The following is a 20,761-nucleotide window of genomic DNA, read 5'->3' as shown; positions in this document are numbered from 1 at the left end:
ATGGTGAAGCTGGGCTATAACTAATCTGCTTTTCGCAAGTCATGAGGTAGAACATGAGCGACGATGATCTGGAAAACGACGAACTCGAAGTAGGTGACGAAGACGACACCGAAGAAGGTCTTGAAGCGGCGGCGGAAGACGTTGCTGACGACGATGGTGGCGATGATGCACCTGTTCCAGCCGCCAAAGGCAAAGCCAAGGCCGCTGTGTCGGTAGACGAACTGCCGAGCGTTGAAGCCAAGAACAAAGAGCGCGATGCGCTGGCCCGTGCGATGGAAGAATTCCTCGCTAAAGGCGGCAAAGTGCAGGAAGTCGAGGCCAACGTGGTGGCAGATCCACCGAAGAAGCCGGATAACAAGTACGGCAGCCGACCTATCTGAGGTCAGCCACCTGCTTGTAGGAAAAAGCCCGCCGTCGCTGCGGGCTTTTTCATGCCTGTTATTTGAGACGGGCACATCACCTGTAGGAGCTGGCTTGCCAGCGATGGCGGTCTATCAGTTGGCCCTGTGCTGTCTGGCCCACCGCTATCGCCGGCAAGCCGGCTCCTACAGGGTGATTATTTCCAGCTCTGGAGCAGTGGCGGCAGCTCGTTCAAGCTGCGGATTTCTGCATCCGGGCGCTTTTCTGCATCCCACACCTTGCCCGTCGGGTTGAACCACACTGCCCGCAGGCCCGCCTGCTGCGCGCCGGCAATGTCATCCCCAGGATGGTCGCCAATGTGCACCGCCTGGCCCGCGTCCACGCCGCCACGTTGCAACGCCTCTTGAAACAACCGCGCATCCGGCTTGGCAATGCCGATGTCTTCAGCACGCAAGGCAAAGTGAAAGTAATCGGCCAAGCCAACGCGCTGCACATCGGCATTGCCGTTGGTGATCACCCCCAGCAGGAATTGCTGACGCAGGGCTTGGAGCATCGGCTCGGCTTCGGGGAACGGGGTGAGCTGATGGCGCGCGTGAATGAACGCTTCAAAACACACGTCCGCCATTTCCGTGGCCTGTGGCTGTGGATAACCGGCCTCTTCGAACGCATGCATCAACACGCGATGACGCAAGATGCTGATGCGATGTTTGAGCTCGGGATGACGCTCCAGTACTTGCTGGCGCAGGCTGGCGAAATGCTCCAGGGGCAAGTCGCCGACCTTGGACGCGTTAACCGCCAGCCATTCACGCATCGACGCTTCAGCGCTGATGATGACCGGTACGTTGTCCCAGAGTGTGTCGTCCAGGTCGAAGGTGATCAGCTTGATACTCATGAGTCGCCGCCCTTGATGCGTTTGGCCCGTGGATGGGCGCTGTCGTACACCGTTGCCAGGTGTTGGAAGTCCAGATGGGTGTAGATCTGCGTGGTCTTGATGTCGGAGTGGCCGAGCAGTTCCTGCACGGCGCGCAGGTCCTGGGACGATTCCAGCATATGGCTGGCAAAGGAGTGCCGCAGCATATGGGGATGCAGGTTCTGCCCCAGCTCGCGCTCGCCGGCCGCCTTCACCCGTACCTGGATCGCCCGTGGCCCCAGGCGGCGGCCTTGCTGGCTAACAAACACAGCATCGTCCGCAGGGTTGGTCAGCAGCCGCAATGGCAACCACAGTTCCAAGGCTTCCCGAGCCTTTCTGCCCACCGGCAGCACGCGGGTTTTGCTGCCCTTGCCGAGCACTTGTACCAGGCCGTCCGCCAAGTCGAGTTGATCGAGGTTCAGGCCGGTCAGCTCCGACAGGCGCAGGCCTGACGAATAGAACAGCTCCAGAATCGCCTGGTCGCGATGGGCGAGAAAGTCATCTTCGACCGCACCGTCCAGGAGCTGCAAGGCACGGTCGGTGTCGAGGGTCTTGGGCAAGCGCCGCTCGCCCTTGGGCGGCGACAGGCCATTGGCTGGGTCGTGATCGCACAGTCCTTCACGGTTCAGGTAGTGATAGAGCCCTCGCACTGCCGAGAGCAGGCGGGACAAGCTGCGCGAGGATTGCCCGGCCTGGTGCAGGCGTGCGATCAGGCTGCGCAGGCTCTGGATATCCAGGGCCTTCCAGCTGGTGATGTGTTGTTTTTCGCAGTATGCCAGGACCTTGTTCAAGTCCCGCCGGTACGCTTCCAGCGTATGGGGTGACACCTGGCGCTCATTGCGCAGGTGAGCGCAATAAGCGTCCAGTTGCCGTTCCATGGCTAGCGCACCGCGCGCAAGGCGGTGGTGAAGCGGGGCAGCACGCGGCCCAGCACTTCGGCGATGTAGGTCAGGAACAGCGTGCCCACCGAGCTTTTGTAGTGCGCGGGATCCCGGCTGGCGATGGCGAGTACGCCATGCAGGCCTTGATGGCTGAGAGCGACCACGGCGGTGGAGCCGATCTGCTTGCGTTGCTCGGCGCCAAACAGGAAGTCCAGCTCGTGCTCGCGCAAAGTACCGCTGATGGTCTTGCCTTCGGACAGCAGGCCGCCAATGGCCGTTTGCGCTTCGCCGCCGCTGACCCAGCGACCCACGGGCATCGGGTTGTCGCTGAACAGGATCAGGCTGACAAACGGCACCTGAAAGTCCTGGCGCAGGCTGTCTTCCACGGCAATCACCGTTTCTTCCAGGCTGGTGGCGTCCATCAGGGTCAGGATCAGGCGACGGGTTTTCTCGAACAGGCGATCGTTGTCGCGGGCGACGTCCATCAAGTGCGAGAGCTTGTGGCGCATTTCGATATTGCGCTCGCGCAGGATCTTCATCTGCCGCTCCACCAGCGACACGGTGTCGCCGCGCTGGTGGGGAATGCGCAGGGCCGGCAGCAGTTCTTCGTGTTCAACGAAGAAGTCCGGATTAGCCTCAAGGTACGCCGCGACGGCGGCGGCCTCCAGACTTTCGCTCGGGGACGCTTGTGCGGGTACTTGAGGCTTATCGGTCATTGGCTTGGCTCACTCATAGACGGACCTGTCCTTCGTATACGCGCGAGGCCGGCCCGGTCATCATCACCGGGTGGCCAGGGCCTGCCCATTCGATGGACAAGCGTCCACCGGGCAGGTCGATCAGCAGGGGCGAATCCATCCATCCCTGGCTGATCGCGGCCACGGCAGCGGCGCAAGCACCGGTGCCGCAGGCCTGGGTTTCGCCGGCGCCGCGTTCCCAAACACGCAGTTGCGCGCGGGAACGGTCGATCACCTGCAGGAAGCCCACATTGACCCGCGCCGGAAAGCGCGGGTGGTGTTCGATCTTCGGCCCCAGTTCATGCACGGGGGCGTTGTTGATGTCGTTGACCCGCAGCACCGCATGGGGGTTGCCCATGGAGACCGCTGCCAGGTCGACGATCTTGCCGTCGACGTCGACCGCGTAACTGGTCGCTTGCTCGGTGGCCTGGAACGGGATGTCCGCTGGCACCAGGCGCGGCGCACCCATGTTGACGCTGATCTGGCCGTCGCTGCGGATATCCAGCTCGATCACGCCGCTCTTGGTCTCGACGCGAATCTGCCGCTTGGCGGTCAAGCGCTTGTCCAGCACAAAGCGTGCAAAGCAACGCGCACCGTTGCCGCACTGCTCCACTTCGGAGCCGTCGGAGTTGAAGATCCGGTAACGGAAATCCACCTCCGGGTTGCTCGGTGCCTCGACGATCAGCAGTTGGTCGAAACCAATGCCGGTGTGACGGTCGCCCCACTGTTTGGCGTGCTTGGGCAGGATGTGCGCGTGCTGGCTGACCAGGTCCAGGACCATGAAGTCATTGCCCAGCCCGTGCATCTTGGTAAAACGCAGCAGCATGGCTTACTCCGGCAGCAGGCTTTCGCCAGCATACAACTCGGCTACCGTCTCGCGGCGACGCACTTCAAACGCTTGATCACCGTCCACCAGCACCTCGGCGGTACGGCCGCGGGTGTTGTAGTTGGAACTCATGACAAACCCGTAGGCTCCGGCCGAATGCACGGCCAGCAGGTCGCCTTCTTCCAGCACCAGCTGACGTTCCTTGGCCAGGAAGTCGCCGGTTTCGCAGATCGGGCCGACGATGTCATAGCTGCGGCCAGCGCCTTCGCGCGGCGTCACGGCGGTGACATTCATCCAGGCCTGGTACAGCGCCGGGCGGATCAGGTCGTTCATCGCCGCGTCGACGATGGCGAAATCCTTGTGTTCGGTGTGCTTGAGGTACTCGACCTGGGTCAGCAGCACGCCGGCGTTGGCGACAATGTAGCGGCCCGGCTCGAACATCAGGGTCAGGTCGCGGCCTTCGATGCGCTCGCGCACGGCCTTGATGTAGTCGGCAATCAGCGGCGGCTCTTCGTCGCGATAACGCACGCCCACGCCGCCACCGAGGTCGATGTGGTGCAGGTAGATGCCGCATTCGCCGAGGCGGTCAATCAACGCCAGCAGGCGGTCGAGGGCATCGAGGAAGGGTGGCAGGCTGGTCAGTTGCGAACCGATATGGCAGTCGACACCCAGCACTTCCAGGTTTGGCAGCTGGGCGGCGCGGATGTACACGTCCTCGGCGTCGGCAATGGCGATGCCGAACTTGTTCTCTTTGAGACCGGTGGAAATGTACGGGTGGGTGCCGGCGTCGACGTCGGGGTTGACGCGCAGAGAGATCGGCGCACGCACGCCCATCTCGGCGGCCACGACCTGCAGGCGCTCCAGTTCGTCGGTGGATTCGATGTTGAAGCAATGCACGCCGACTTCCAGGGCGCGGCGCATGTCTTCGCGGGTCTTGCCGACGCCGGAGAAGACGATCTTGTCCGCCGTGCCGCCAGCGGCCAGCACGCGTTCCAGCTCGCCACGGGAGACGATGTCAAAACCAGCGCCCAATCGCGCCAGGACATTCAATACACCCAGGTTGGAGTTGGCCTTGACCGCGTAGCAAACCAGATGCGGCACGCCGTTCAGCGCGTCGGTGAAAGAACGGTACTGGGCTTCGATATGCGCACGGGAGTACACATAGGTCGGGGTGCCAAAGCGCTGGGCAATCGCGGACAACGCCACGCCTTCCGCGAACAGCTCGCCGTCCCGGTAGTTAAAAGCGTCCATGGGTTTCCCTTATTCGTAGGTGTCGTGCTTATGCGCTTTGGCTGGCTTTTGCGACGATTGCGCCTGTTCATTCGGGTCTTTGCTGTCATCGGGCAGGTACAGCGGGCCTTTTTGACCACAGGCACTAACGAGGCAAGCGACCGCGACGAGCGCAGCAAGAGAAGAGATCAGGCGCTTCATGGCGAAATCCTTGAATATGCATTAATTGCGCCCGAGTATACCGACCACCCGCCAGCTTGCCTATGCGCTGGAATACCCGTCTGGCGGGGGTTTGCCGAGATAGTTGGGATGCGTACTACGCTGGCTGAGGATATTTCATGCCGTCACCTGTGATGAAATCGGTATCCTTTGCAATCGGCGAAGCTCGCCCGTATCGTGCGGCGCTTGAGCAAAACCAGACACTTTTGAGGTTGCCACAATGAGTTTGACCGAAGCCCGTTTTCACGACCTGGTGGATTCGACCCAGCAGGCGCTGGAAGATATTTTCGACGACAGCGGCCTGGACGTGGACCTGGAAAACTCGGCCGGCGTGCTGACCGTGAAGTTTGAAAACGGCACCCAGCTTATCTTCAGTCGCCAGGAGCCTCTGCGCCAGTTGTGGCTGGCTGCGCGTACCGGTGGTTTCCACTTCGATTACGACGAAGAAGAAAACCGTTGGGCACATGACACCACCGAGGAACTGCTGAGCGAAATGCTTGCTCGCCTGACCAAGGAGCAGTCCGGCGCTGACCTGGATTTTGACGAGATCTGACCGTGACCCAGCCTGCACCCGTCCGTCCGCCCAAGCCGCTGTTCAGTAATGTCAGTCCGGCGGTGCCGTCACCTTGTATCAGTTTGTGTCGCCTGGATGAGCAAAAAGTCTGCCTCGGCTGCTTCCGCCACGTGGAAGACATCCGGGAATGGCGCTCCGCCGACGATGCGCGGCGCCGGGTGATCTGCGCCGAGGCCGAGCAGCGCAGGGCGCGCGCCTGAGGTCGTCTTGTTTATTTGTGACGCTGTGGTAGTGTCCGGGTACGCCTCAACTCATCGAGGCCCGTGAGAACCCCGCCTTTTCCTGGCGGGGTTTTGCTTTTTTGTGCAGAAAAAAGGAGTCTGCCTGAATCATGACCACCGCACCGTCCATCATCCTCACCCGTCTTGACGTGCAGCGTCTGGAGCAACTGATCGACCGCCTGGGCGACGAGTCTCCCGGCGTCGAAGCGTTGCAAGCCGAACTCGACCGCGCCGAAGATGTGGTTGGCCACGATGAAGTGCCTGCGGGTGTCGTGACCATGAACTCCAGCGTGCATTGCCGTGAGCAGGGCAGTGGCAAGGACTACCACCTGACCCTGGTCTACCCGAAGCACGCGAATGCCGACGAAGGCAAGATTTCGATCCTGGCACCGGTGGGCAGCGCATTGCTGGGCCTGCAAGTGGGCCAGCACATCGATTGGCCGGCTCCCGGTGGCAAGACCCTCAAGCTGGAATTGCTCAGCGTTGAAGGCCAGCCGAAAGACGGCGGCGCCTTTCCTCTCTAAAGCTGGCTCAACGCCTCGTTGAGCGACAGCTCCAGCTCGGCCTTGTAGCGCAGGTACAGGTTGCTCGGGCTTTGCACATCACCGAGCAGGCCGGACAGGTCCAGGTCGGTGATGTAGCAACGGTAGCGCTCGGTCTCGCGGCGCTGCCCGACAATCTCCTGGGCCACCACGGCAAACAACTGGTCGCCATATTCCAACTCGGAAAATTCCCGCTGGTTGCAATACAGGGTGATGCCAACCAAACCCGGCGCCGCCTTGCCGATGATCGCCTGCACATCGTAGAACGGCTTGTTCGCCGGGTTCTGCGGCGCTGGCCGGGGCTCGATGCCGCGTGCGCGGGTACTGCCAGACGGCAGCAATTGGTAGTACAAGGTTTGCACGCCGCCCAAGGGTTGTTGGGTGTCCAGGGGCGAGAGCGCCTCGCGTCGATAGATGATCGACTGCAGGAAGCGTTGCAGCGGCGCCAACAGGCTCTGTTCATCATGAAATGGCAGGCGCTGTTGCCACAACGCATTGAATTCATCCAGCACGTACAGCTCGGCAAAACCTTCGTTGACCCGGTAGAACACCTGCACACAATCGGCCTGGCCCATGGGCAGCAGCAGTGCCAGGTCATGATCCTCCAGGGCCATCGCATCCAGGTGCAGCGGGCTGTAGCTGGCCAGCTCTTCACTGAGGTAGGCGATCAGCGCGTCCTGGGTCGGCAACGAGACATGGGTGGCTTGCCCTGGCATCAGTTCCATGACGTGATAGTGCTGCTGCACCTGGAGCAAGTAGCGATGGTTGCCCTGGCCTAGCAGCAGGTTTTGCGCGGTGTCGAAAATTTCCTCAACGCGCTGGGCAATGAACTGCGCACGGTTGTGACAGAAGCAGCGCACCCGCAGCCGAGGCAGGTGATCCGACGGCAGTTGGTTGAGGTAGTCGCGCAGGCAATCGAGCAAGGCGTGGGGGCCGTCGTAGCGGCTGACCATCACCTCGTTCCAGCTATTGAGCGTGACCTGGTCCAAGGTCAGCACCAGGTTGTCGCGCACCCCGGCGTAGCTCAGGGAGTCGGTGCGCTCGGTGGTCATCAGGATGTTCAAATCGCGGTGATGCTTGAGCGGATCGACCCCGACGTTGATCAGCAGCAACACTTCCTCCGGCACCGCCGAGCGCAGCAGGCGCTCTTCGTCGACGCTGGCCAGGGGCAGGGCGATGGTTTGTTGCAGGCTGCCGAGCAGGTTGAACAGCTCGAACTCGGTCATGTCGCTGGTGCCCGGGTGCAGGGCCAGGCGTGTGCTGGTGTCGATCACGCCGTTGCGATGGCACCAGGTCAGCATCTCCAACAGGTCGCGGCTGCGCTTGATCGGCGCGAAGTGTTCCCACTCCAGAGCCGTGAGGTTGCCGTTGTACAGGCCCCAATGGTGCTGGCCCGGCTCCTTGCGGTTGGGCGACTGCACCAGGGTGAGGGTGTCTTCGGCCAGGTCCGGGGCGATCCCCGGGTTGATGAACTCGACCTTGCCGGCCTTGCGTTCAAAGGCTGCGTACAGGCGCCTGCCCAGCACATTGAGGTCGCGTTTGTTGATCAGGCTGACGGTCTGCTCGGTGCGGGCAAACTGGGTCAGGAAGCGGTAGCTGTAGTTGAGCTCATTGACCAGGGCGCGGCGCTCGGACGCCACCTGGCGTACTTTCCACTGGCTGCGACTGTCCAGCAGCGCCAATTGGCGTTGGTCCCAGCCCCATTCATGGGCCAGGCGCTCAAGCAGCAAACGCTGCCAGCTGGTGCTGCCCTTGCCGGCACTGAGTTTGCGGTTGACCTTCAGGTACAGCGCCCGCCGTACCAGTTCCAGGCGTTCCGGCTCGTTACGGGCCTTGAGGTACTCCTCGATGCGGCGGTAGACCACGATGTACGGGTCCAGCTCATCCAGGTCCATCTGGTTGGCGAACACTGCGCGTTTGAAGCGCAGGCTCAGGCAATGCACCTTGGGGTGTTCGCTGGCATAGACCTCAGTCAGCAGCAGCTTGAGCACGGACTTGTAGGGAGATTCGATGCCCTTGAACAGTTGCCACAGGCCGGCACCAATGAACTCACCCGGGGGAATGTGCGCCAAGTGGCCGAGGTCGAGGGTTTCGTCAGCGCGGATAAAACGTTTGGAAATCAGCGCGTGGGTGAACTCGGCATAGCGAGTTTCTTCATACACCGGCACCAGCCACCAGATCGGCGTGCGCCCGGCCAGCCAGATGGCGGTGCGATAGAACTCGTCCAGCAATAAGTAGTGCTGGGTGGTGCCGCAGTCGTCGGAGCTGAGCTGGGTGTCACGCTCACCCAGCACAAAGCGCGTGGGCTCGATCAGGAAGAAATGCGCCTCGGCCCCCATGCTCAGCGCCCAGGTTTCCAGCAGTTGGCATTTCTTGCGCAGTTCGGCCAGTTCGTTTTCGCCCAGGTCCGGCGCGTGGCACACCCACACGTCCATATCGCTCTGGTCGGCCTGGGCCAGAGTGCCGAGGCTGCCCATCAGGAACAGGCCGTGGATAGGCCGGGGCGGGTTGCCGTGGCGCGGCTTGTAGGAAAACGAACGGGTCAGGCGCTGGGCTTCGGTCAGGGCCTGGGTGTCGGGCTCGAAGTTCGACAGCCCTGCGGGCGTACTGCCGGAGACATAACCTGGCAGCAGCGGGTGATTGACGTGGAAAAACAGCGGCAGCAGTGTCAGCACGCTTTGCTGGCGGGGTGTCAGCCCCTCGATTGCCCGGGCCATGCGCCCGTCGTTGAGGGCCATGAAACGCGCGCGCAACTGGGCCAGCACCTTGCGGTCGATGCCTTCGTCCAGGTCGGGGCGGATTTCATGGGTGCGGGTCATTTCGGCTTCGTAGGCTCGCAGGGCCCGACGTGGGCGGCCATGTAGGAGTTTACAGTCAGAAGCGTAGGAGGTTTAGAGGTAAAAGGTTTTTGACGTCAGAATTTTATCGGCCCCACGGCAACGCCCTCGGAATCCGCAATAGGCGGACTCCATGGGCGGTATCAAGTGTCAGGCAGCTTCTTTGGTCGTGGCAGTGGTCAGGATAGTCAGCAGGGTCTGGGCCTGCTCTGCAGCGTCACGGCCAAGGCTGGTCAGGTAGCCCCCGTCCGGCTGGTCGATCAGCCCTTTGGCGTGGAGGCGTTTGGCAGCGGCGATGGCAGTCGGGGAGGCGGTCTGATGGACTTTCAGGCCTTCTTTGGTGCTGTCCAATGGGAAGAGTACAAGGATTTCCAGTTCGGCAACCAACTCAGGGGTATACGACATAAGGACTCCAGACTTTCTAAGAATTTATTAGAGGCTAGCAGGCCATAAGGTGAACGCACTTTGCCGAACTGTCCAGCGTGTTGAGTGTGCCGGGTTTATTGCTTTTCAGGGGGCAGTGTTGGCAGGGCACGCAGTGCAGTTTCATACCATTCGGTATTGAACGCGCGGTCCTCATCCAGCAACGCGTCGATCTCGACGGCCAGCACGTGGGCCATCATTTGCAGGATGTCTTCACGCTCGTAACCCACCAGCGTCAGCTTGTTGAACGTGGCCTTGGCCGCGGGCGGGTTCTCGCTTTCGATCTGGTTCTCGATCGCTTCGATCAGGGTGGTTTCGGCGAATTCTTCTTCGTCGTTGTCGATATCGGTTGGCTCGCTCATGGCAGGCTCCTCAAGGAAAGGCCGCCAGTCTACGCCCATTCAGGCGGGTGATGCTGCTGGTCAGGTGGGCGCTAGGGATCTATAACTCTTGCAGCCAACCCCATACCCGGCCTGGAGGCACCTGTAATGCTCAAGCTCTACGGTTTTTCGGTCAGCAACTACTACAACATGGTCAAGCTGGCGCTGCTGGAGAAAGGGCTGCCTTTCGAAGAGGTGCCGTTCTTTGCCGGGCAAACCCCCGATGCCCTGGCGGTCAGCCCGCGCGGCAAGGTGCCGGTGCTAGGCGTCAAGCAGGGGTTTATCAACGAGACCAGCGTGATCCTCGAATACCTCGAGCAAACCCAGGAAGGGCCTTCGCTGCTGCCCGCCGAGCCGTTCCAGCGCGCCCAGGTGCTGGCGCTGTGCCGGGAAATCGAGCTGTACATCGAATTGCCTGCCCGCGCCTGTTTCGCCGAAGCGTTTTTCGGGATGCCGGTGCCGGAGGCAATCAAGGACAAATCCAAGGCCGAATTGCTGCTGGGGGTGGGTTCACTGGGGCGACATGGCAAGTTCGCACCCTATGTGGCGGGGGAGAGCTTCACGCTTGCCGATCTGTATTTCATGTACAGCATGAACCTCGCCTGTGCGGTAGGCGAGAAGCTGTTTGGGCTGAATTTGTTGGCTGAGATGCCGACGGCCAAGGTGTTGCTGGACAAGCTGCACGCCATGCCCAATGCGCAAAAGGTGGCAGCGGACCGAGAGGCGGCGATGCCGGCGTTCATGGCGATGATTGCCGCCAAAAAATAGTGTCGATCAAACCCGTAGGAGCCGGCTTGCCGTCGATGGCGACCTCAAGATCGCTGCAGTCTTGAGGGCCTCATCGCCGGCAAGCCGGCTCCTACAGGGGGTGGATCAGCGGCTGGCGAGCAGGGCCTGGCCGCGAGCGACGGCTGCCTTGACCTGTGCCGGTGCTGTGCCGCCCACGTGGTTGCGCGCATTCACCGAACCTTCCAGGGTCAGTACGGCGAACACGTCCTGCTCGATCTGGTCGCTGAACTGACGCAGTTCTTCCAGGCTCATCTCTGCCAGGTCCTTGCCGGTGTCCACGCCGTATTTCACCGCATGGCCGACGATTTCGTGGCAGTCGCGGAACGGCAGGCCGCGGCGTACCAGGTAGTCCGCCAGGTCGGTGGCGGTGGAGAAACCGCGCAGTGCCGCTTCACGCATGATCGCGTGCTTGGGCTTGATCGCCGGGATCATGTCGGCAAAGGCACGCAGCGAGTCGCGCAGGGTGTCGGCGGCGTCGAACAGCGGTTCCTTGTCTTCCTGGTTGTCCTTGTTGTAGGCCAGGGGTTGGCCTTTCATCAGGGTCAGCAGGCCCATCAATGCGCCGAATACGCGGCCGCTCTTGCCACGTACCAGCTCCGGCACGTCGGGGTTTTTCTTTTGCGGCATGATCGAGCTGCCGGTGCAGAAGCGGTCCGGCAGGTCGATGAACTGGAATTGCGCGCTGGTCCACAGCACCAGCTCTTCGGAGAAGCGCGACAGGTGCATCATCGCGATGCTGGCGGCGGCGCAGAATTCGATGGCGAAGTCGCGGTCCGACACGCCGTCCAGGGAGTTGCCGCCTACGGCGTCAAAGCCCAGCAGTTGTGCGGTGTATTCGCGGTCGATCGGGTAGGTGGTGCCGGCCAGTGCGGCGCTGCCCAGGGGCATGCGGTTGGCGCGCTTGCGGCAATCCACCAGGCGCTCGTAGTCGCGGCTGAGCATTTCGAACCAGGCCAGCAGGTGGTGGCCGAAGGTCACAGGCTGCGCCGTTTGCAGGTGGGTGAAGCCGGGCATGATGGTGCCGGACTCACGCTCTGCCTGCTCCAGCAGGCCTTTTTGCAGGCGGGTGATTTCGCCCAGGATCAGGTCGATTTCGTCACGCAGCCACAGGCGGATATCGGTGGCCACCTGGTCGTTACGGCTACGCCCGGTGTGCAGTTTCTTGCCGGTCACACCGATACGGTCGGTGAGGCGGGCCTCGATATTCATGTGCACGTCTTCCAGGTCGACGCGCCAGTCGAACGTACCGGCCTCGATCTCGCCACGGATGGTGGTCAGGCCGTCGATGATGCTATCGCGTTCGGCGTCGGTCAGTACGCCGACCTTGGCCAGCATCGTCGCATGGGCGATGGAGCCCATGATGTCGTGGCGGTAGAGGCGCTGGTCGAAAGTGACGGAGGCGGTGAAGCGGGCGACGAAGGCGTCGACGGGTTCACTGAAGCGGCCGCCCCAGGACTGGTTGGTCTTGTCGGTGCTCATGGATTCGCTCGTGATCTGCTTAAAAGAGGCGTTGAGGTGTGCTGGCGATAATAACAGGGTTGCCCGGGAAGGCGGTGCTGCGGGTGGTCGGCATTTTTATTTGTGCGAAGGATGGCTAAGTGCCTTGCCGCCGAACGCGTCCGGGAAGAGACTGGAGGCAGCTGTTTATTGAAACGATATTTGACGATTGCACAATGTCGTCTCAGTGAGCGTCTACAGTTGCACTGATAGAGCGTGAATGCACCAAAGTCGGGTGATGCGGTCAGAGCCCAGACTATCCATTTAAAAAGGGGGGTATTCGGATTGTGTATCAGCAAACCCTACGACGGTGCCCGAAGGCAGCAGGTCTTGGGCGCAATTGAACAGGTCCGGGTAAATATGGGTGCCGCTCTCGGGGCACTTTTTGCCGCTCGCGCTAGTCTTAGCGTGGATCGCTGTGACGCAAGTCACCGCACCTGTCTACGCTATCCTTGTGCGAGACTCACGCAGGAATCCAGCGCAATATGAATGTCCTGATCGTTGATGACGAACCCCAAGCCCGCGAGCGACTGAGCCGACTGGTCAGTGAACTCGAGGGTTATACAGTCCTTGAACCGAGCGCCACCACGGGCGAAGAGGCGTTGGCGTTGATCGACAGCCTCAAGCCGGACGTGGTGTTGCTTGATATCCGCCTGCCCGGCCTCGATGGCCTGCAAGTCGCTGCCCGCCTGAGCGAACGTGAATCACCACCGGCCGTGGTGTTGTGCGCCGCCCAGGACGAGTTCCCCGCGCAGACCCTGGAGGACAGCGGCGTAGCCTTCCTGTTCAAGCCAGTGACGGGCGAAGCGCTGCTCAAGGCCTTGAAGAAGGCCGAGCGCCCCAACCGTGTCCAGCTCGCGGCGTTGACCCAGCCGGCAGCCCAGAGCGGCAACGGGCCGCGCAGCCATATCAGCGCACGAACCCGCAAAGGCATCGAGCTGATTCCCCTGAGCCAGGTGGTCTACTTCATTGCCGATCACAAGTACGTGACGCTGCGCCACGAGGCCGGCGAGGTATTGCTCGATGAGCCGCTCAAGGCCCTTGAAGATGAATTCGGCGATCGTTTCGTGCGCATCCACCGCAACGCGCTGGTTGCCCGCGAGCGAATAGAACGCCTGCAGCGCACGCCATTGGGGCACTTCCAATTGTTCCTCAAAGGGCTTAACGGCGATGCCCTGATCGTCAGCCGACGCCATGTCGCCGGTGTGCGCAAGATGATGCAGCAGCTTTAGCCCGCGGCTCTGGCGCGGCCTGTATTCCATATCCCGGTGCGACGTGGCCAGGGAGGCCCCGCACTTGCTGATTCAAATCAAAGCGTATTTGCCTGAGCTGTTATTATCTGCCGTATCTATTCAGTACGGATTGATCCATGTCCTCTCGCGAAATCCGCATCGCCACCCGTAAAAGCGCCCTGGCCTTGTGGCAGGCCGAATACGTCAAAGCACGCCTTGAGCAGGCCCACCCGGGCCTCGTAGTGTCCCTGGTGCCCATGGTCAGTCGCGGCGACAAGCTGCTCGACTCGCCGCTGTCGAAGATCGGCGGCAAGGGGCTTTTCGTCAAGGAACTGGAAACCGCGCTACTGGAAAACGAAGCCGACATCGCCGTGCACTCCATGAAAGACGTGCCGATGGACTTCCCCGAAGGCCTGGGCCTGTACTGCATCTGCGAGCGTGAAGACCCACGCGATGCGTTCGTTTCCAACACGTATGCTTCTCTCGACGATCTGCCGCTAGGCAGCATCGTCGGCACCTCCAGCCTGCGTCGCCAGGCACAGTTGCTGACCCGTCGCCCGGACCTGCAGATCCGCTTCCTGCGGGGCAACGTCAACACCCGTCTGGCCAAGCTGGATGCCGGTGAATATGACGCGATCATCCTCGCCGCTGCCGGCTTGATCCGTCTGGGGTTCGAGGATCGCATCACCTCGGCCATCAGCGTCGAAGACAGCTTGCCGGCAGGCGGGCAGGGCGCCGTGGGCATCGAATGCCGTACCGCTGACAGTGAAATCCACGCGCTGCTCAAGCCTCTCGATCACCCCGACACCGAAGTTCGTGTGACCGCCGAGCGTGCCTTGAACAAGCACCTCAACGGCGGCTGTCAGGTGCCCATCGCCTGCTACGCCGTGCTTGAAGGTGAAAACCTGTGGTTGCGTGGCCTGGTGGGCGACCCGGACGGCGGCACCTTGCTCACCGCTCAGGTGCGAGGCCCGCAGCGTGATGCCACGGCCCTGGGCATTCAGGTGGCCGAAGAACTGCTGGAAAAAGGCGCCGGCGCCATTCTGCAGAAAGTCTATGGCGAGGCCGGTCCGCAGTGACCGACTGGCGTGTGCTGCTGACGCGGCCTGCCGAGGAGTCGACGGCACTGGCGGCGACGTTGTCCGATGCGGGCATCTTCAGCAGCAGCCTGCCCTTGCTGGACACCGAGCCCTTACCCATCACACCGGCACAGCAGGCTGTGTTCGATGATCTAGGCCGCTATTGCGCGGTGATCGTCGTCAGCAAACCGGCTGCGCGCCTCGCTGTGCAACGGTTGGACCAGCGCTGGCCGCAAGTGCCGTGGTTCAGTGTCGGTGCTGCGACTGCGCAGGTACTGGCCGACCAGGGCCTGGACGTTCATTATCCGCAAACCGGCGACGACAGCGAGGCCTTGCTGGCGCTGCCGGCCCTTCGCGAAGCAGTTGCACGGCCCGGTGCGCGGGTGTTGATCCTGCGGGGGGAAGGCGGCCGGGAGCTGCTGGCTGAGCGTTTGCGCGAGCAAGGTGCTAGTGTCGAGTATCTGGAGTTGTACCGCCGTTTCCTGCCGGTGTACGCCGCTGGGGCACTGATGCAACGCATCCAGTTGGAACGCTTGAATGGCCTGGTGGTCAGCAGTGGGCAGGGTTTTTTACACCTGCAGGCGTTGGCCGGCCCGGATTGGCCGCACGTGGCACAGTTGCCGTTGTTCGTGCCGAGCCCGCGAGTCTGTGAGATGGCACGGACAGCGGGCGCAGAAAAAGTTGTGGATTGTCGCGGCGCGAGTGCCGCGGCTTTGTTAGTGGCGTTGCGCAGCTCTGTCCCATGAGGCAAGCCGCTCCCACTCTCTGAATACGCAAAGGACGGATACGTGAGCGAAACAGCCTTGCCTAAAGAAGAAGCCCAGCCCGCACTGAGTGCGCCGGTTGAGCCACCAGTCACCGCGCCACGTCGTGGCAATGGTCTGGCAGTCGTGGCCCTGTTGCTCGGCGCCGCGGGGGTTGCCGCCGGCGGCTGGGGGATCTGGCAGGTCCGTGCCCTGCAAGCCAGCAGCCAGCAACAGCTGGGGCAGGTGCAGACCCTCGATGACCAATCCCAGTCGCTCAAGCAGAGCCAGCAGCAACTGGCCGCACGCCTGGCACAGCTGCCCGCCGCAGATGAACTGGAGGAGCGTCGGCGTCTGGTCGCCCAGCTACAAGGCGATCAGCAACGCCTGAGCCAGCGCCTGGAAACTGTGCTGGGCGCCAGCCGCCAGGACTGGCGTCTGGCAGAAGCCGAGCACCTGATCCGTCTGGCCAGCTTGCGCCTGTCTGCCCTGCAGGACATCAACAGTGCCCAGGCGCTGGTGCAGGGTGCCGACGAGATCCTGCGTGAGCAGAGCGACCCGGGTTCCTATGCCGCGCGTGAGCAGTTGGCCAAGAGCCTCGTTGCCCTGCGCAGTGTCGAGCAGCCGGACCGCACCGGGCTGTACCTGCAACTGGCAGCCTTGCGTGACCAGGTGGTGCAACTGGCAGCCATCGCGCCGGAATACCAACTCACCGAGCCGGCTTCGCAAGGGCGTCCGACCACCGATACGGAAAGCCGCTGGAGCCAATGGTGGGAACAGATTTCCCGTTACTTCCGCATCGACTTTAACCCCGATGACAACATCCGTCCGCTGCTCGCCGGCCAGGGCTTGAACCAGGTGCGCCTGGCGTTGAGCCTGGCACTGGAGCAGGCGCAGTGGGCCGCGCTCAATGGCGAAACGGCGGTGTATAGCCGTGCCCTTGGTGAAGCGCGCAGCGTATTGCAGGACAACTTCAATCAGGACAACCCGCAGAGCAAGGCCATGCTGGCGCGTATCGCCGAGCTTGAGCCGAAGGCCGTTTCGGTGGTGACACCGGACCTGGCGGCGAGCCTTGCGGCGGTGCAGGCCTATCTGGATCGTCGTCACCTGTCTGCTGATGAAGCCAAGGCGGCGGCGGGTACGCCGGCGACCCAGGAGTAGAGCCGATGAAGCGTTTCTATGTGATCCTGGTGCTGGCGGTTGCAATCGCCCTGGCACTGGCCGTGGGCATTTCGAAACACACCGGCTACGTGCTGATTACCTATCCCCATCTGCTGCATTACGAGTCGAGCCTGTGGGCCACGCTGGTCGCGTTGTTTGTGGTCGGCCTGGCGATCTACCTGGTCCGCGTGTTGCTGAGCCTGCTCACGACCTCGGGTGGGGTGGTCAACCCATGGTCGCGACGCAACCGCAGCCGCCGCGTACAGATTGCGATCGAGCAGGGCCAGATGGACCTTGCCGAAGGCCGCTGGGCCAGCGCCGAACGCCACTTGCACCGTGCCGCTGAGGCTGAGCGCCAGCCGCTGCTTTACTACCTTGGCGCCGCGCGTGCCGCCAACGAACAGGGGCGTTATGAAGAGTCCGACGGCCTGCTGGAGCGCGCCCTGGAGCGTCAGCCCCAGGCCGAGCTGGCGGTTGCCTTGAGCCATGCGCAGCTGCAACTGGACCGTGGCGATACCGACGGTGCGCTGACCACCCTGCAGGCGATGCACGAGCGCCACCCGCACAACGCCCAGGTACTGCGTCAGTTGCAGCGCCTGCATCAGCAGCGCGGCGATTGGTCGTCGGTGATTCGTCTGATGCCTGAGCTGCGCAAAGACAAGGTGCTGCCTGCCCCGGAATTGGCCGAACTTGAGCGCCGTGCTTGGGGTGAGAACCTCAGCCTGGCAGCCCTTCGCGAAGACCAGAGTGAAGCCGGGTTGCAGTCCCTTGAGCGTGCGTGGGAACAACTCACTTCTGCCCAACGTCAGGAGCCGCCCCTGGTCTTGGCCTACGCCGAGCAGCTGCGCCGGCTGGGCGCCGATACGAAAGCCGAGGAAGTACTGCGCGGTGCTATCAAACGCGGCTACGACAGCCACTTGATCCGGCTCTATGGTCTGCTGCGTGGTAGCGATCCGGCCCGCCAGTTGAAGTTTGCCGAAGGCTGGCTCAAGGACCATCCAGGGGACGCCAGCCTGCTGCTGACGCTGGGGCGTCTGTGCCTGCAGAACAGTCTGTGGGGCAAGGCGCGGGACTACTTGGAGAGCAGCTTGCAGGTGCAGCGCAATCCTGAAGCCTGTGCCGAGCTGGCACGCTTGCTCGCGCAATTGGGTGACACAGAACGCAGCAACCAGTTGTTCCAGGAAGGCTTGGGGCTTCTGGACAATCGTTTGCTGGCGTCACCGTTGCCAGTACCTGTGCGAGCGTGAGATAGGAAAACAAGCGGAGGCTGGTTCGGAAGTTTCCGGGGCCAGCCGTTCGATTCCCTGTAAATACGGGGGACAGAAGATGGGCAAGCAAATTCCTACTGTTGGCTGCTCGAAGTCATCCAGGTTCTGACGGCATATCCTCATGCCCTCGCCGAATCGTCTGCTCTAGTGCGTATTGAAAGGAGTCAGGCCTTTCCTCTACCGTAGCGGCCTGTCTCCTGCGGTACGGATAAACAATGTCTTTGGCCCCTTCACGCTCCTTGTTTTTCCTGGCGTTCCTGGCGGGTGCGCTGACGTTGGGCGCGTCTTTTTATGTCGAGTACGGCGCGCTGCTACGTCCCTGCTTCCTGTGCCAGGTGCAACGCCTCTTTGTGGCGACGTTCACCTTGATCAACCTGGTGGCCGCCCTTCATAACCCCAAGCGCTCTGCGGTCGTCCTGTATGGGTTGGCCAGTATGGGGTGCGCGTTGCTGGGGGCGGTCACCGCTGTACGCCAGGTGTTGCTGCAAAATGTCGCACCGGACCAGCCGGCCGAGTGCTGGCCCAGCTTGCAATCCATGATCGAAAACCTGTCGTTTTGGCAAGCTTTGCGATCGACCATCAAAGGCACCGTGGACTGCGTCGAGATCAACTGGACGCTGTTTGACCTGAGCCTGCCGGAGTGGAGTCTGTTGTGCTTCGTGGCGATGCTGATCCTGGGCATCCTGCAGTTTTCACGGCTGTTTTTCAGCCAATCCTTGGGGTTGGCAAAGCGCTGAGAGTGGGCCGAAGGTTGTAGGACGGGATTAAACACTTGTATGAACTTTCTGTCCTGCGTACCTTGAAGCCATAGTCATGCGGGCATAATCTGGCCCGCACGCATTAGCGAAACCGTTTGTCAGATGCAGCCTTGTCCGGCTGCTGCTTTATCCTTGAAGTGTTGCGCGGGCACCAGGCGGCAGCGCCCCTACTAGGGAAGAGAGATCATCATGCTGGAAAGTTGTCAGAATGCTCAGGAACGCTGGGGTGGTGTGCATAAGCTGATCGACAGCTGGCTGAAGGCACGTCACGAACTGGTTCGGGCCTTTGATGCTCTCGGCGCCAAGCCCGAAGCATTGGCACAGAACCGCGAACCGTTGCAGGATTTCTGTGGGGTCTTGGTGGACTACGTGTCTGCTGGCCACTTCGGGGTCTACGAGCAACTGACCAAGGAGGCGGAAGCCTTTGACGATCAGCGTGGCCTGGACCTTGCCGAAACCATTTATCCGCGTATCGACGCCATCACTGAAAAGTTGCTGGCGTTCACTGATCTGTGCGATGCCGGCAACTGCGTGGCGGCGAAATTCCAGGAGCTGGGCGCGCTGCTTCATGAGCGTTTCGAGCTGGAAGATTGCCTGATCGAAGTGTTGCACAACGCGCACAAGGAAGAGTCCGCCACCCAGGCCTGAACCCTGATGGCGAGGTAAAAAAAACGGTGCGCATGGCGCACCGTTTTTTATTGGGTCAGTGGCGGGTTCCGAGCAGTTCGATCTCGAATACGAGTGGCGAATAGGGTGGGATCAACTCACCTGCGCCGTCAGCGCCATAGGCTTGGGCAGAAGGAATCACCAAGCGCCATTTCGCGCCGACCGGCATCTGCTGCAAGGCGCTGCTCCAGCCGCTGATTACGCTGTCCAGGCGGAACCACTGCGGTTGCGTGCTCTGATCGAAGACGGTCCCATCGGGCAATCGCCCCACGTATTTGACCTGTACCTCATCACTGGCCAATGGCTTGCTGCCACTGCCGGGCGAGAGCTCGGTGAGCAGGATGCCATCCGCCAATTCGCGCACGCCACTCAGTGCTTTCTCCTTGGCTAAAAATTGCTGCTCGGCGGCGAGTGCCTTTTCGGTTTGTGGAACCTGGGCATCGGCTTCGCTTTGCGCTTCATGCTGGGCGAGCACCTGTTCAATGCGCGCATTGTCCAGGGCCAGGGGTTTGCCTTGGTAGGCTTGTTTGAGACCGTCGAGCAATGCCTGGAGCTGCAGGTCGGGAACCTCTTGGCGCAAGCGCTCGCCCAGACTGGCACCCAGGCTGTAGGCGAGGTCGTGCGGGTCTGGGGCCGTCGTTTTGGACGGCGTTTGCTCGCCCGCATTGGCTGCGCAAATCGCCAGGCCAAGCACTAGAAAAAGGTAACGCGACATGGGCATTCTCCCGCCGAAAGTGCGACGGATTATGCCAGTGTGGATGGGTAAAAAGTGGCGCGGTTTTTCGTTATATCGATAAGAATTTTCGCGCGTTGCAACGCAACGCAAACGATACTGTCAACATGCCCTAGCGGCGGTAAGAGCAGAGGGCTAGTATGAGCCGCACCCACGTCAGCCAGGAGGTAAACCATGTCGGCCAAACAGAAGCCTGTTAATACCCCGTTGCATTTACTCCAACAACTTTCGGGCAGCTTGCTCGAACACCTGGAAAGCGCTTGTTCCCAAGCGTTGGCCGATGCAGAAAAGCTGCTCGCCAAGCTGGAAAAACAACGCGGTAAAGCGCAAGAGAAGCTGCACAAATCCCGCACCAAACTGCAAGACGCCGCCACTGCCGGCAAGGCCAAGGCACAAGCCAAAGCCAAAGACGCTGTCAAAGAACTTGAGGACCTGCTGGACGCCCTCAAGGATCGCCAGGCTGAAACCCGCACCTACATTTCCCAACTCAAAAAAGACGCTCAAGAAAGCCTGAAACTGGCCCAGGGCGTTGGTCGTGTGAAGGAAGCTGTAGCCAAAGTGCTGGGCGCTCGTACGCCTGCAAAAGCTGTTGCTGCGAAAGCACCTGCTAAAGCTGCTGCCAAGCCAACTGCCAAAACTGCTGCTGCAAAACCGGCCGCTAAGCCAGCTGCTAAAACTGCTGCTGCGAAACCAGCCGC

Annotated in this window: 24 protein-coding genes; 13 read left to right on the top strand and 11 right to left on the bottom strand. The window is 61.6% G+C overall.

All coding sequences use genetic code 11. From position 1 onward, the window contains the following. Window positions 1–53: 53 nt before the first annotated feature. Window positions 54–380 carry a transcriptional regulator SutA gene (gene sutA / locus HX792_RS01285; RefSeq protein ID WP_015886504.1) on the top strand — a complete coding sequence of 109 codons (327 nt, stop codon included), beginning with the start codon at window positions 54–56 and terminating at the stop codon, window positions 378–380. A 176-nt stretch (window positions 381–556) separates the two neighbouring features. Here the strand turns inward: sutA and HX792_RS01280 are convergent, their stop codons facing one another. From HX792_RS01280 to HX792_RS01255, 6 genes are read right to left on the bottom strand one after another with little or no spacing between them, the layout of a single operon-like run. Next, the gene (locus HX792_RS01280; protein WP_176994432.1) at window positions 557–1,252 is read right to left on the bottom strand and encodes an HAD family hydrolase; all 696 of its coding nucleotides are present in this window, start codon (window positions 1,250–1,252) and stop codon (window positions 557–559) included. Beyond that, window positions 1,249–2,148 (bottom strand): tyrosine recombinase XerC, encoded by a 900-nt coding sequence (gene xerC, locus HX792_RS01275; RefSeq protein WP_176994431.1) that lies wholly within the window; start codon window positions 2,146–2,148, stop codon window positions 1,249–1,251. Before xerC ends, HX792_RS01280 begins: the two co-directional genes overlap by 4 nt. A gap of 2 nt (window positions 2,149–2,150) precedes the next feature. Next, window positions 2,151–2,867, bottom strand: a complete 717-nt coding sequence (locus tag HX792_RS01270; protein WP_176994430.1) for a DUF484 family protein — start codon at window positions 2,865–2,867, stop codon at window positions 2,151–2,153. Between the two features lie 13 nt (window positions 2,868–2,880). Further along, window positions 2,881–3,711, bottom strand: coding sequence for a diaminopimelate epimerase (gene dapF, locus HX792_RS01265; RefSeq protein WP_176994429.1), 831 nt, complete (start codon window positions 3,709–3,711; stop codon window positions 2,881–2,883). A 3-nt stretch (window positions 3,712–3,714) separates the two neighbouring features. Then, window positions 3,715–4,962, bottom strand: coding sequence for a diaminopimelate decarboxylase (gene lysA / locus HX792_RS01260; protein ID WP_176994428.1), 1,248 nt, complete (start codon window positions 4,960–4,962; stop codon window positions 3,715–3,717). Between the two features lie 9 nt (window positions 4,963–4,971). Continuing rightward, window positions 4,972–5,142, bottom strand: a complete 171-nt coding sequence (locus HX792_RS01255; protein ID WP_034110232.1) for a lipoprotein — start codon at window positions 5,140–5,142, stop codon at window positions 4,972–4,974. Between the two features lie 238 nt (window positions 5,143–5,380). Between HX792_RS01255 and cyaY the strand changes: the two genes are divergently transcribed. The 3 genes from cyaY (at window position 5,381) to rnk (ending at window position 6,479) form a co-directional block, all read left to right on the top strand. Next, the gene (gene cyaY / locus HX792_RS01250; RefSeq protein WP_034116382.1) at window positions 5,381–5,713 is read left to right on the top strand and encodes an iron donor protein CyaY; all 333 of its coding nucleotides are present in this window, start codon (window positions 5,381–5,383) and stop codon (window positions 5,711–5,713) included. A 2-nt stretch (window positions 5,714–5,715) separates the two neighbouring features. After that, on the top strand, window positions 5,716–5,934 hold the full coding sequence (locus HX792_RS01245; protein ID WP_016975872.1) for a DUF1289 domain-containing protein: 219 nt from the start codon (window positions 5,716–5,718) through the stop codon (window positions 5,932–5,934). 131 nt (window positions 5,935–6,065) lie between these two features. Beyond that, window positions 6,066–6,479 (top strand): nucleoside diphosphate kinase regulator, encoded by a 414-nt coding sequence (rnk, locus tag HX792_RS01240; protein WP_135311347.1) that lies wholly within the window; start codon window positions 6,066–6,068, stop codon window positions 6,477–6,479. On the opposite strand, the gene HX792_RS01235 is transcribed toward rnk, so the two are convergent. From HX792_RS01235 to HX792_RS01225, 3 genes are all read right to left on the bottom strand, one after another. After that, on the bottom strand, window positions 6,476–9,316 hold the full coding sequence (locus HX792_RS01235; RefSeq protein ID WP_176994427.1) for a class I adenylate cyclase: 2,841 nt from the start codon (window positions 9,314–9,316) through the stop codon (window positions 6,476–6,478). The two genes, rnk and HX792_RS01235, sit on opposite strands and share 4 nt — an antisense overlap. Before the next feature lie 168 nt (window positions 9,317–9,484). Beyond that, the gene (locus HX792_RS01230) at window positions 9,485–9,739 is read right to left on the bottom strand and encodes a TIGR02647 family protein (protein ID WP_176994426.1); all 255 of its coding nucleotides are present in this window, start codon (window positions 9,737–9,739) and stop codon (window positions 9,485–9,487) included. Between the two features lie 95 nt (window positions 9,740–9,834). Next, window positions 9,835–10,119 (bottom strand): hypothetical protein, encoded by a 285-nt coding sequence (locus HX792_RS01225; protein ID WP_176994425.1) that lies wholly within the window; start codon window positions 10,117–10,119, stop codon window positions 9,835–9,837. Between the two features lie 126 nt (window positions 10,120–10,245). Here HX792_RS01225 and HX792_RS01220 point away from each other — a divergent pair, with 126 nt between their 5' ends. Further along, a complete protein-coding gene (locus HX792_RS01220; protein ID WP_176994424.1) occupies window positions 10,246–10,905 on the top strand; it encodes a glutathione S-transferase family protein in 660 nt (219 codons plus the stop codon). A gap of 105 nt (window positions 10,906–11,010) precedes the next feature. Here the strand turns inward: HX792_RS01220 and argH are convergent, their stop codons facing one another. Continuing rightward, window positions 11,011–12,405, bottom strand: a complete 1,395-nt coding sequence (gene argH / locus HX792_RS01215) for an argininosuccinate lyase (RefSeq protein WP_176994423.1) — start codon at window positions 12,403–12,405, stop codon at window positions 11,011–11,013. Window positions 12,406–12,908: 503 nt separating this feature from the next. Between argH and HX792_RS01210 the strand changes: the two genes are divergently transcribed. The 7 genes from HX792_RS01210 (at window position 12,909) to rsd (ending at window position 19,312) form a co-directional block, all read left to right on the top strand. After that, window positions 12,909–13,655, top strand: coding sequence for a LytTR family DNA-binding domain-containing protein (locus tag HX792_RS01210; RefSeq protein ID WP_176994422.1), 747 nt, complete (start codon window positions 12,909–12,911; stop codon window positions 13,653–13,655). 137 nt (window positions 13,656–13,792) lie between these two features. Next, the gene (gene hemC / locus HX792_RS01205) at window positions 13,793–14,734 is read left to right on the top strand and encodes a hydroxymethylbilane synthase (protein WP_176994421.1); all 942 of its coding nucleotides are present in this window, start codon (window positions 13,793–13,795) and stop codon (window positions 14,732–14,734) included. Further along, window positions 14,731–15,480, top strand: coding sequence for a uroporphyrinogen-III synthase (locus tag HX792_RS30270; RefSeq protein ID WP_371319319.1), 750 nt, complete (start codon window positions 14,731–14,733; stop codon window positions 15,478–15,480). The genes hemC and HX792_RS30270 overlap by 4 nt, the downstream gene beginning before the upstream one ends. A 42-nt stretch (window positions 15,481–15,522) precedes the next feature. Continuing rightward, entirely contained in the window at window positions 15,523–16,638 is a 1,116-nt protein-coding gene (locus tag HX792_RS30265; RefSeq protein ID WP_259172365.1) for a uroporphyrinogen-III C-methyltransferase, read from the top strand. A gap of 5 nt (window positions 16,639–16,643) precedes the next feature. After that, on the top strand, window positions 16,644–17,885 hold the full coding sequence (locus tag HX792_RS01195) for a heme biosynthesis protein HemY (protein WP_176994420.1): 1,242 nt from the start codon (window positions 16,644–16,646) through the stop codon (window positions 17,883–17,885). Between the two features lie 236 nt (window positions 17,886–18,121). Further along, window positions 18,122–18,643 (top strand): disulfide bond formation protein B, encoded by a 522-nt coding sequence (locus HX792_RS01190; protein WP_176994419.1) that lies wholly within the window; start codon window positions 18,122–18,124, stop codon window positions 18,641–18,643. Window positions 18,644–18,853: 210 nt separating this feature from the next. Beyond that, window positions 18,854–19,312, top strand: a complete 459-nt coding sequence (gene rsd, locus HX792_RS01185; protein ID WP_176994418.1) for a sigma D regulator — start codon at window positions 18,854–18,856, stop codon at window positions 19,310–19,312. Between the two features lie 55 nt (window positions 19,313–19,367). Here the strand turns inward: rsd and HX792_RS01180 are convergent, their stop codons facing one another. Beyond that, window positions 19,368–20,045 (bottom strand): FKBP-type peptidyl-prolyl cis-trans isomerase, encoded by a 678-nt coding sequence (locus HX792_RS01180; protein ID WP_176994417.1) that lies wholly within the window; start codon window positions 20,043–20,045, stop codon window positions 19,368–19,370. A gap of 192 nt (window positions 20,046–20,237) precedes the next feature. On the opposite strand from HX792_RS01180, the gene HX792_RS01175 reads away from it, so the two are divergent. After that, window positions 20,238–20,761 (top strand): AlgP family protein (locus HX792_RS01175; protein ID WP_218172512.1); only part of this gene is annotated, 524 nt, incomplete at its 3' end.

The organism is Pseudomonas sp. B6002 (assembly GCF_013385985.1).
In the GTDB taxonomy this organism is placed as follows: Bacteria; Pseudomonadota; Gammaproteobacteria; order Pseudomonadales; family Pseudomonadaceae; genus Aquipseudomonas.
The sequence above is the reverse complement of the archived record's forward strand: the minus strand, read 5'-3'. Positions and strand labels throughout refer to the sequence as shown.

What these genes read in the sequence shown, in the direction of transcription:
- sutA (WP_015886504.1), top strand. Translation starts at nt 54, where the DNA reads ATGAGCGACGATGATCTGGAAAACGACGAACTCGAAGTAGGTGACGAA.
- HX792_RS01280 (WP_176994432.1), bottom strand. Translation starts at nt 1,252, where the DNA reads ATGAGTATCAAGCTGATCACCTTCGACCTGGACGACACACTCTGGGAC.
- xerC (WP_176994431.1), bottom strand. Translation starts at nt 2,148, where the DNA reads ATGGAACGGCAACTGGACGCTTATTGCGCTCACCTGCGCAATGAGCGC.
- HX792_RS01270 (WP_176994430.1), bottom strand. Translation starts at nt 2,867, where the DNA reads ATGACCGATAAGCCTCAAGTACCCGCACAAGCGTCCCCGAGCGAAAGT.
- dapF (WP_176994429.1), bottom strand. Translation starts at nt 3,711, where the DNA reads ATGCTGCTGCGTTTTACCAAGATGCACGGGCTGGGCAATGACTTCATG.
- lysA (WP_176994428.1), bottom strand. Translation starts at nt 4,962, where the DNA reads ATGGACGCTTTTAACTACCGGGACGGCGAGCTGTTCGCGGAAGGCGTG.
- HX792_RS01255 (WP_034110232.1), bottom strand. Translation starts at nt 5,142, where the DNA reads ATGAAGCGCCTGATCTCTTCTCTTGCTGCGCTCGTCGCGGTCGCTTGC.
- cyaY (WP_034116382.1), top strand. Translation starts at nt 5,381, where the DNA reads ATGAGTTTGACCGAAGCCCGTTTTCACGACCTGGTGGATTCGACCCAG.
- rnk (WP_135311347.1), top strand. Translation starts at nt 6,066, where the DNA reads ATGACCACCGCACCGTCCATCATCCTCACCCGTCTTGACGTGCAGCGT.
- HX792_RS01235 (WP_176994427.1), bottom strand. Translation starts at nt 9,316, where the DNA reads ATGACCCGCACCCATGAAATCCGCCCCGACCTGGACGAAGGCATCGAC.
- HX792_RS01230 (WP_176994426.1), bottom strand. Translation starts at nt 9,739, where the DNA reads ATGTCGTATACCCCTGAGTTGGTTGCCGAACTGGAAATCCTTGTACTC.
- HX792_RS01225 (WP_176994425.1), bottom strand. Translation starts at nt 10,119, where the DNA reads ATGAGCGAGCCAACCGATATCGACAACGACGAAGAAGAATTCGCCGAA.
- HX792_RS01220 (WP_176994424.1), top strand. Translation starts at nt 10,246, where the DNA reads ATGCTCAAGCTCTACGGTTTTTCGGTCAGCAACTACTACAACATGGTC.
- argH (WP_176994423.1), bottom strand. Translation starts at nt 12,405, where the DNA reads ATGAGCACCGACAAGACCAACCAGTCCTGGGGCGGCCGCTTCAGTGAA.
- HX792_RS01210 (WP_176994422.1), top strand. Translation starts at nt 12,909, where the DNA reads ATGAATGTCCTGATCGTTGATGACGAACCCCAAGCCCGCGAGCGACTG.
- hemC (WP_176994421.1), top strand. Translation starts at nt 13,793, where the DNA reads ATGTCCTCTCGCGAAATCCGCATCGCCACCCGTAAAAGCGCCCTGGCC.
- HX792_RS01195 (WP_176994420.1), top strand. Translation starts at nt 16,644, where the DNA reads ATGAAGCGTTTCTATGTGATCCTGGTGCTGGCGGTTGCAATCGCCCTG.
- HX792_RS01190 (WP_176994419.1), top strand. Translation starts at nt 18,122, where the DNA reads ATGTCTTTGGCCCCTTCACGCTCCTTGTTTTTCCTGGCGTTCCTGGCG.
- rsd (WP_176994418.1), top strand. Translation starts at nt 18,854, where the DNA reads ATGCTGGAAAGTTGTCAGAATGCTCAGGAACGCTGGGGTGGTGTGCAT.
- HX792_RS01180 (WP_176994417.1), bottom strand. Translation starts at nt 20,045, where the DNA reads ATGTCGCGTTACCTTTTTCTAGTGCTTGGCCTGGCGATTTGCGCAGCC.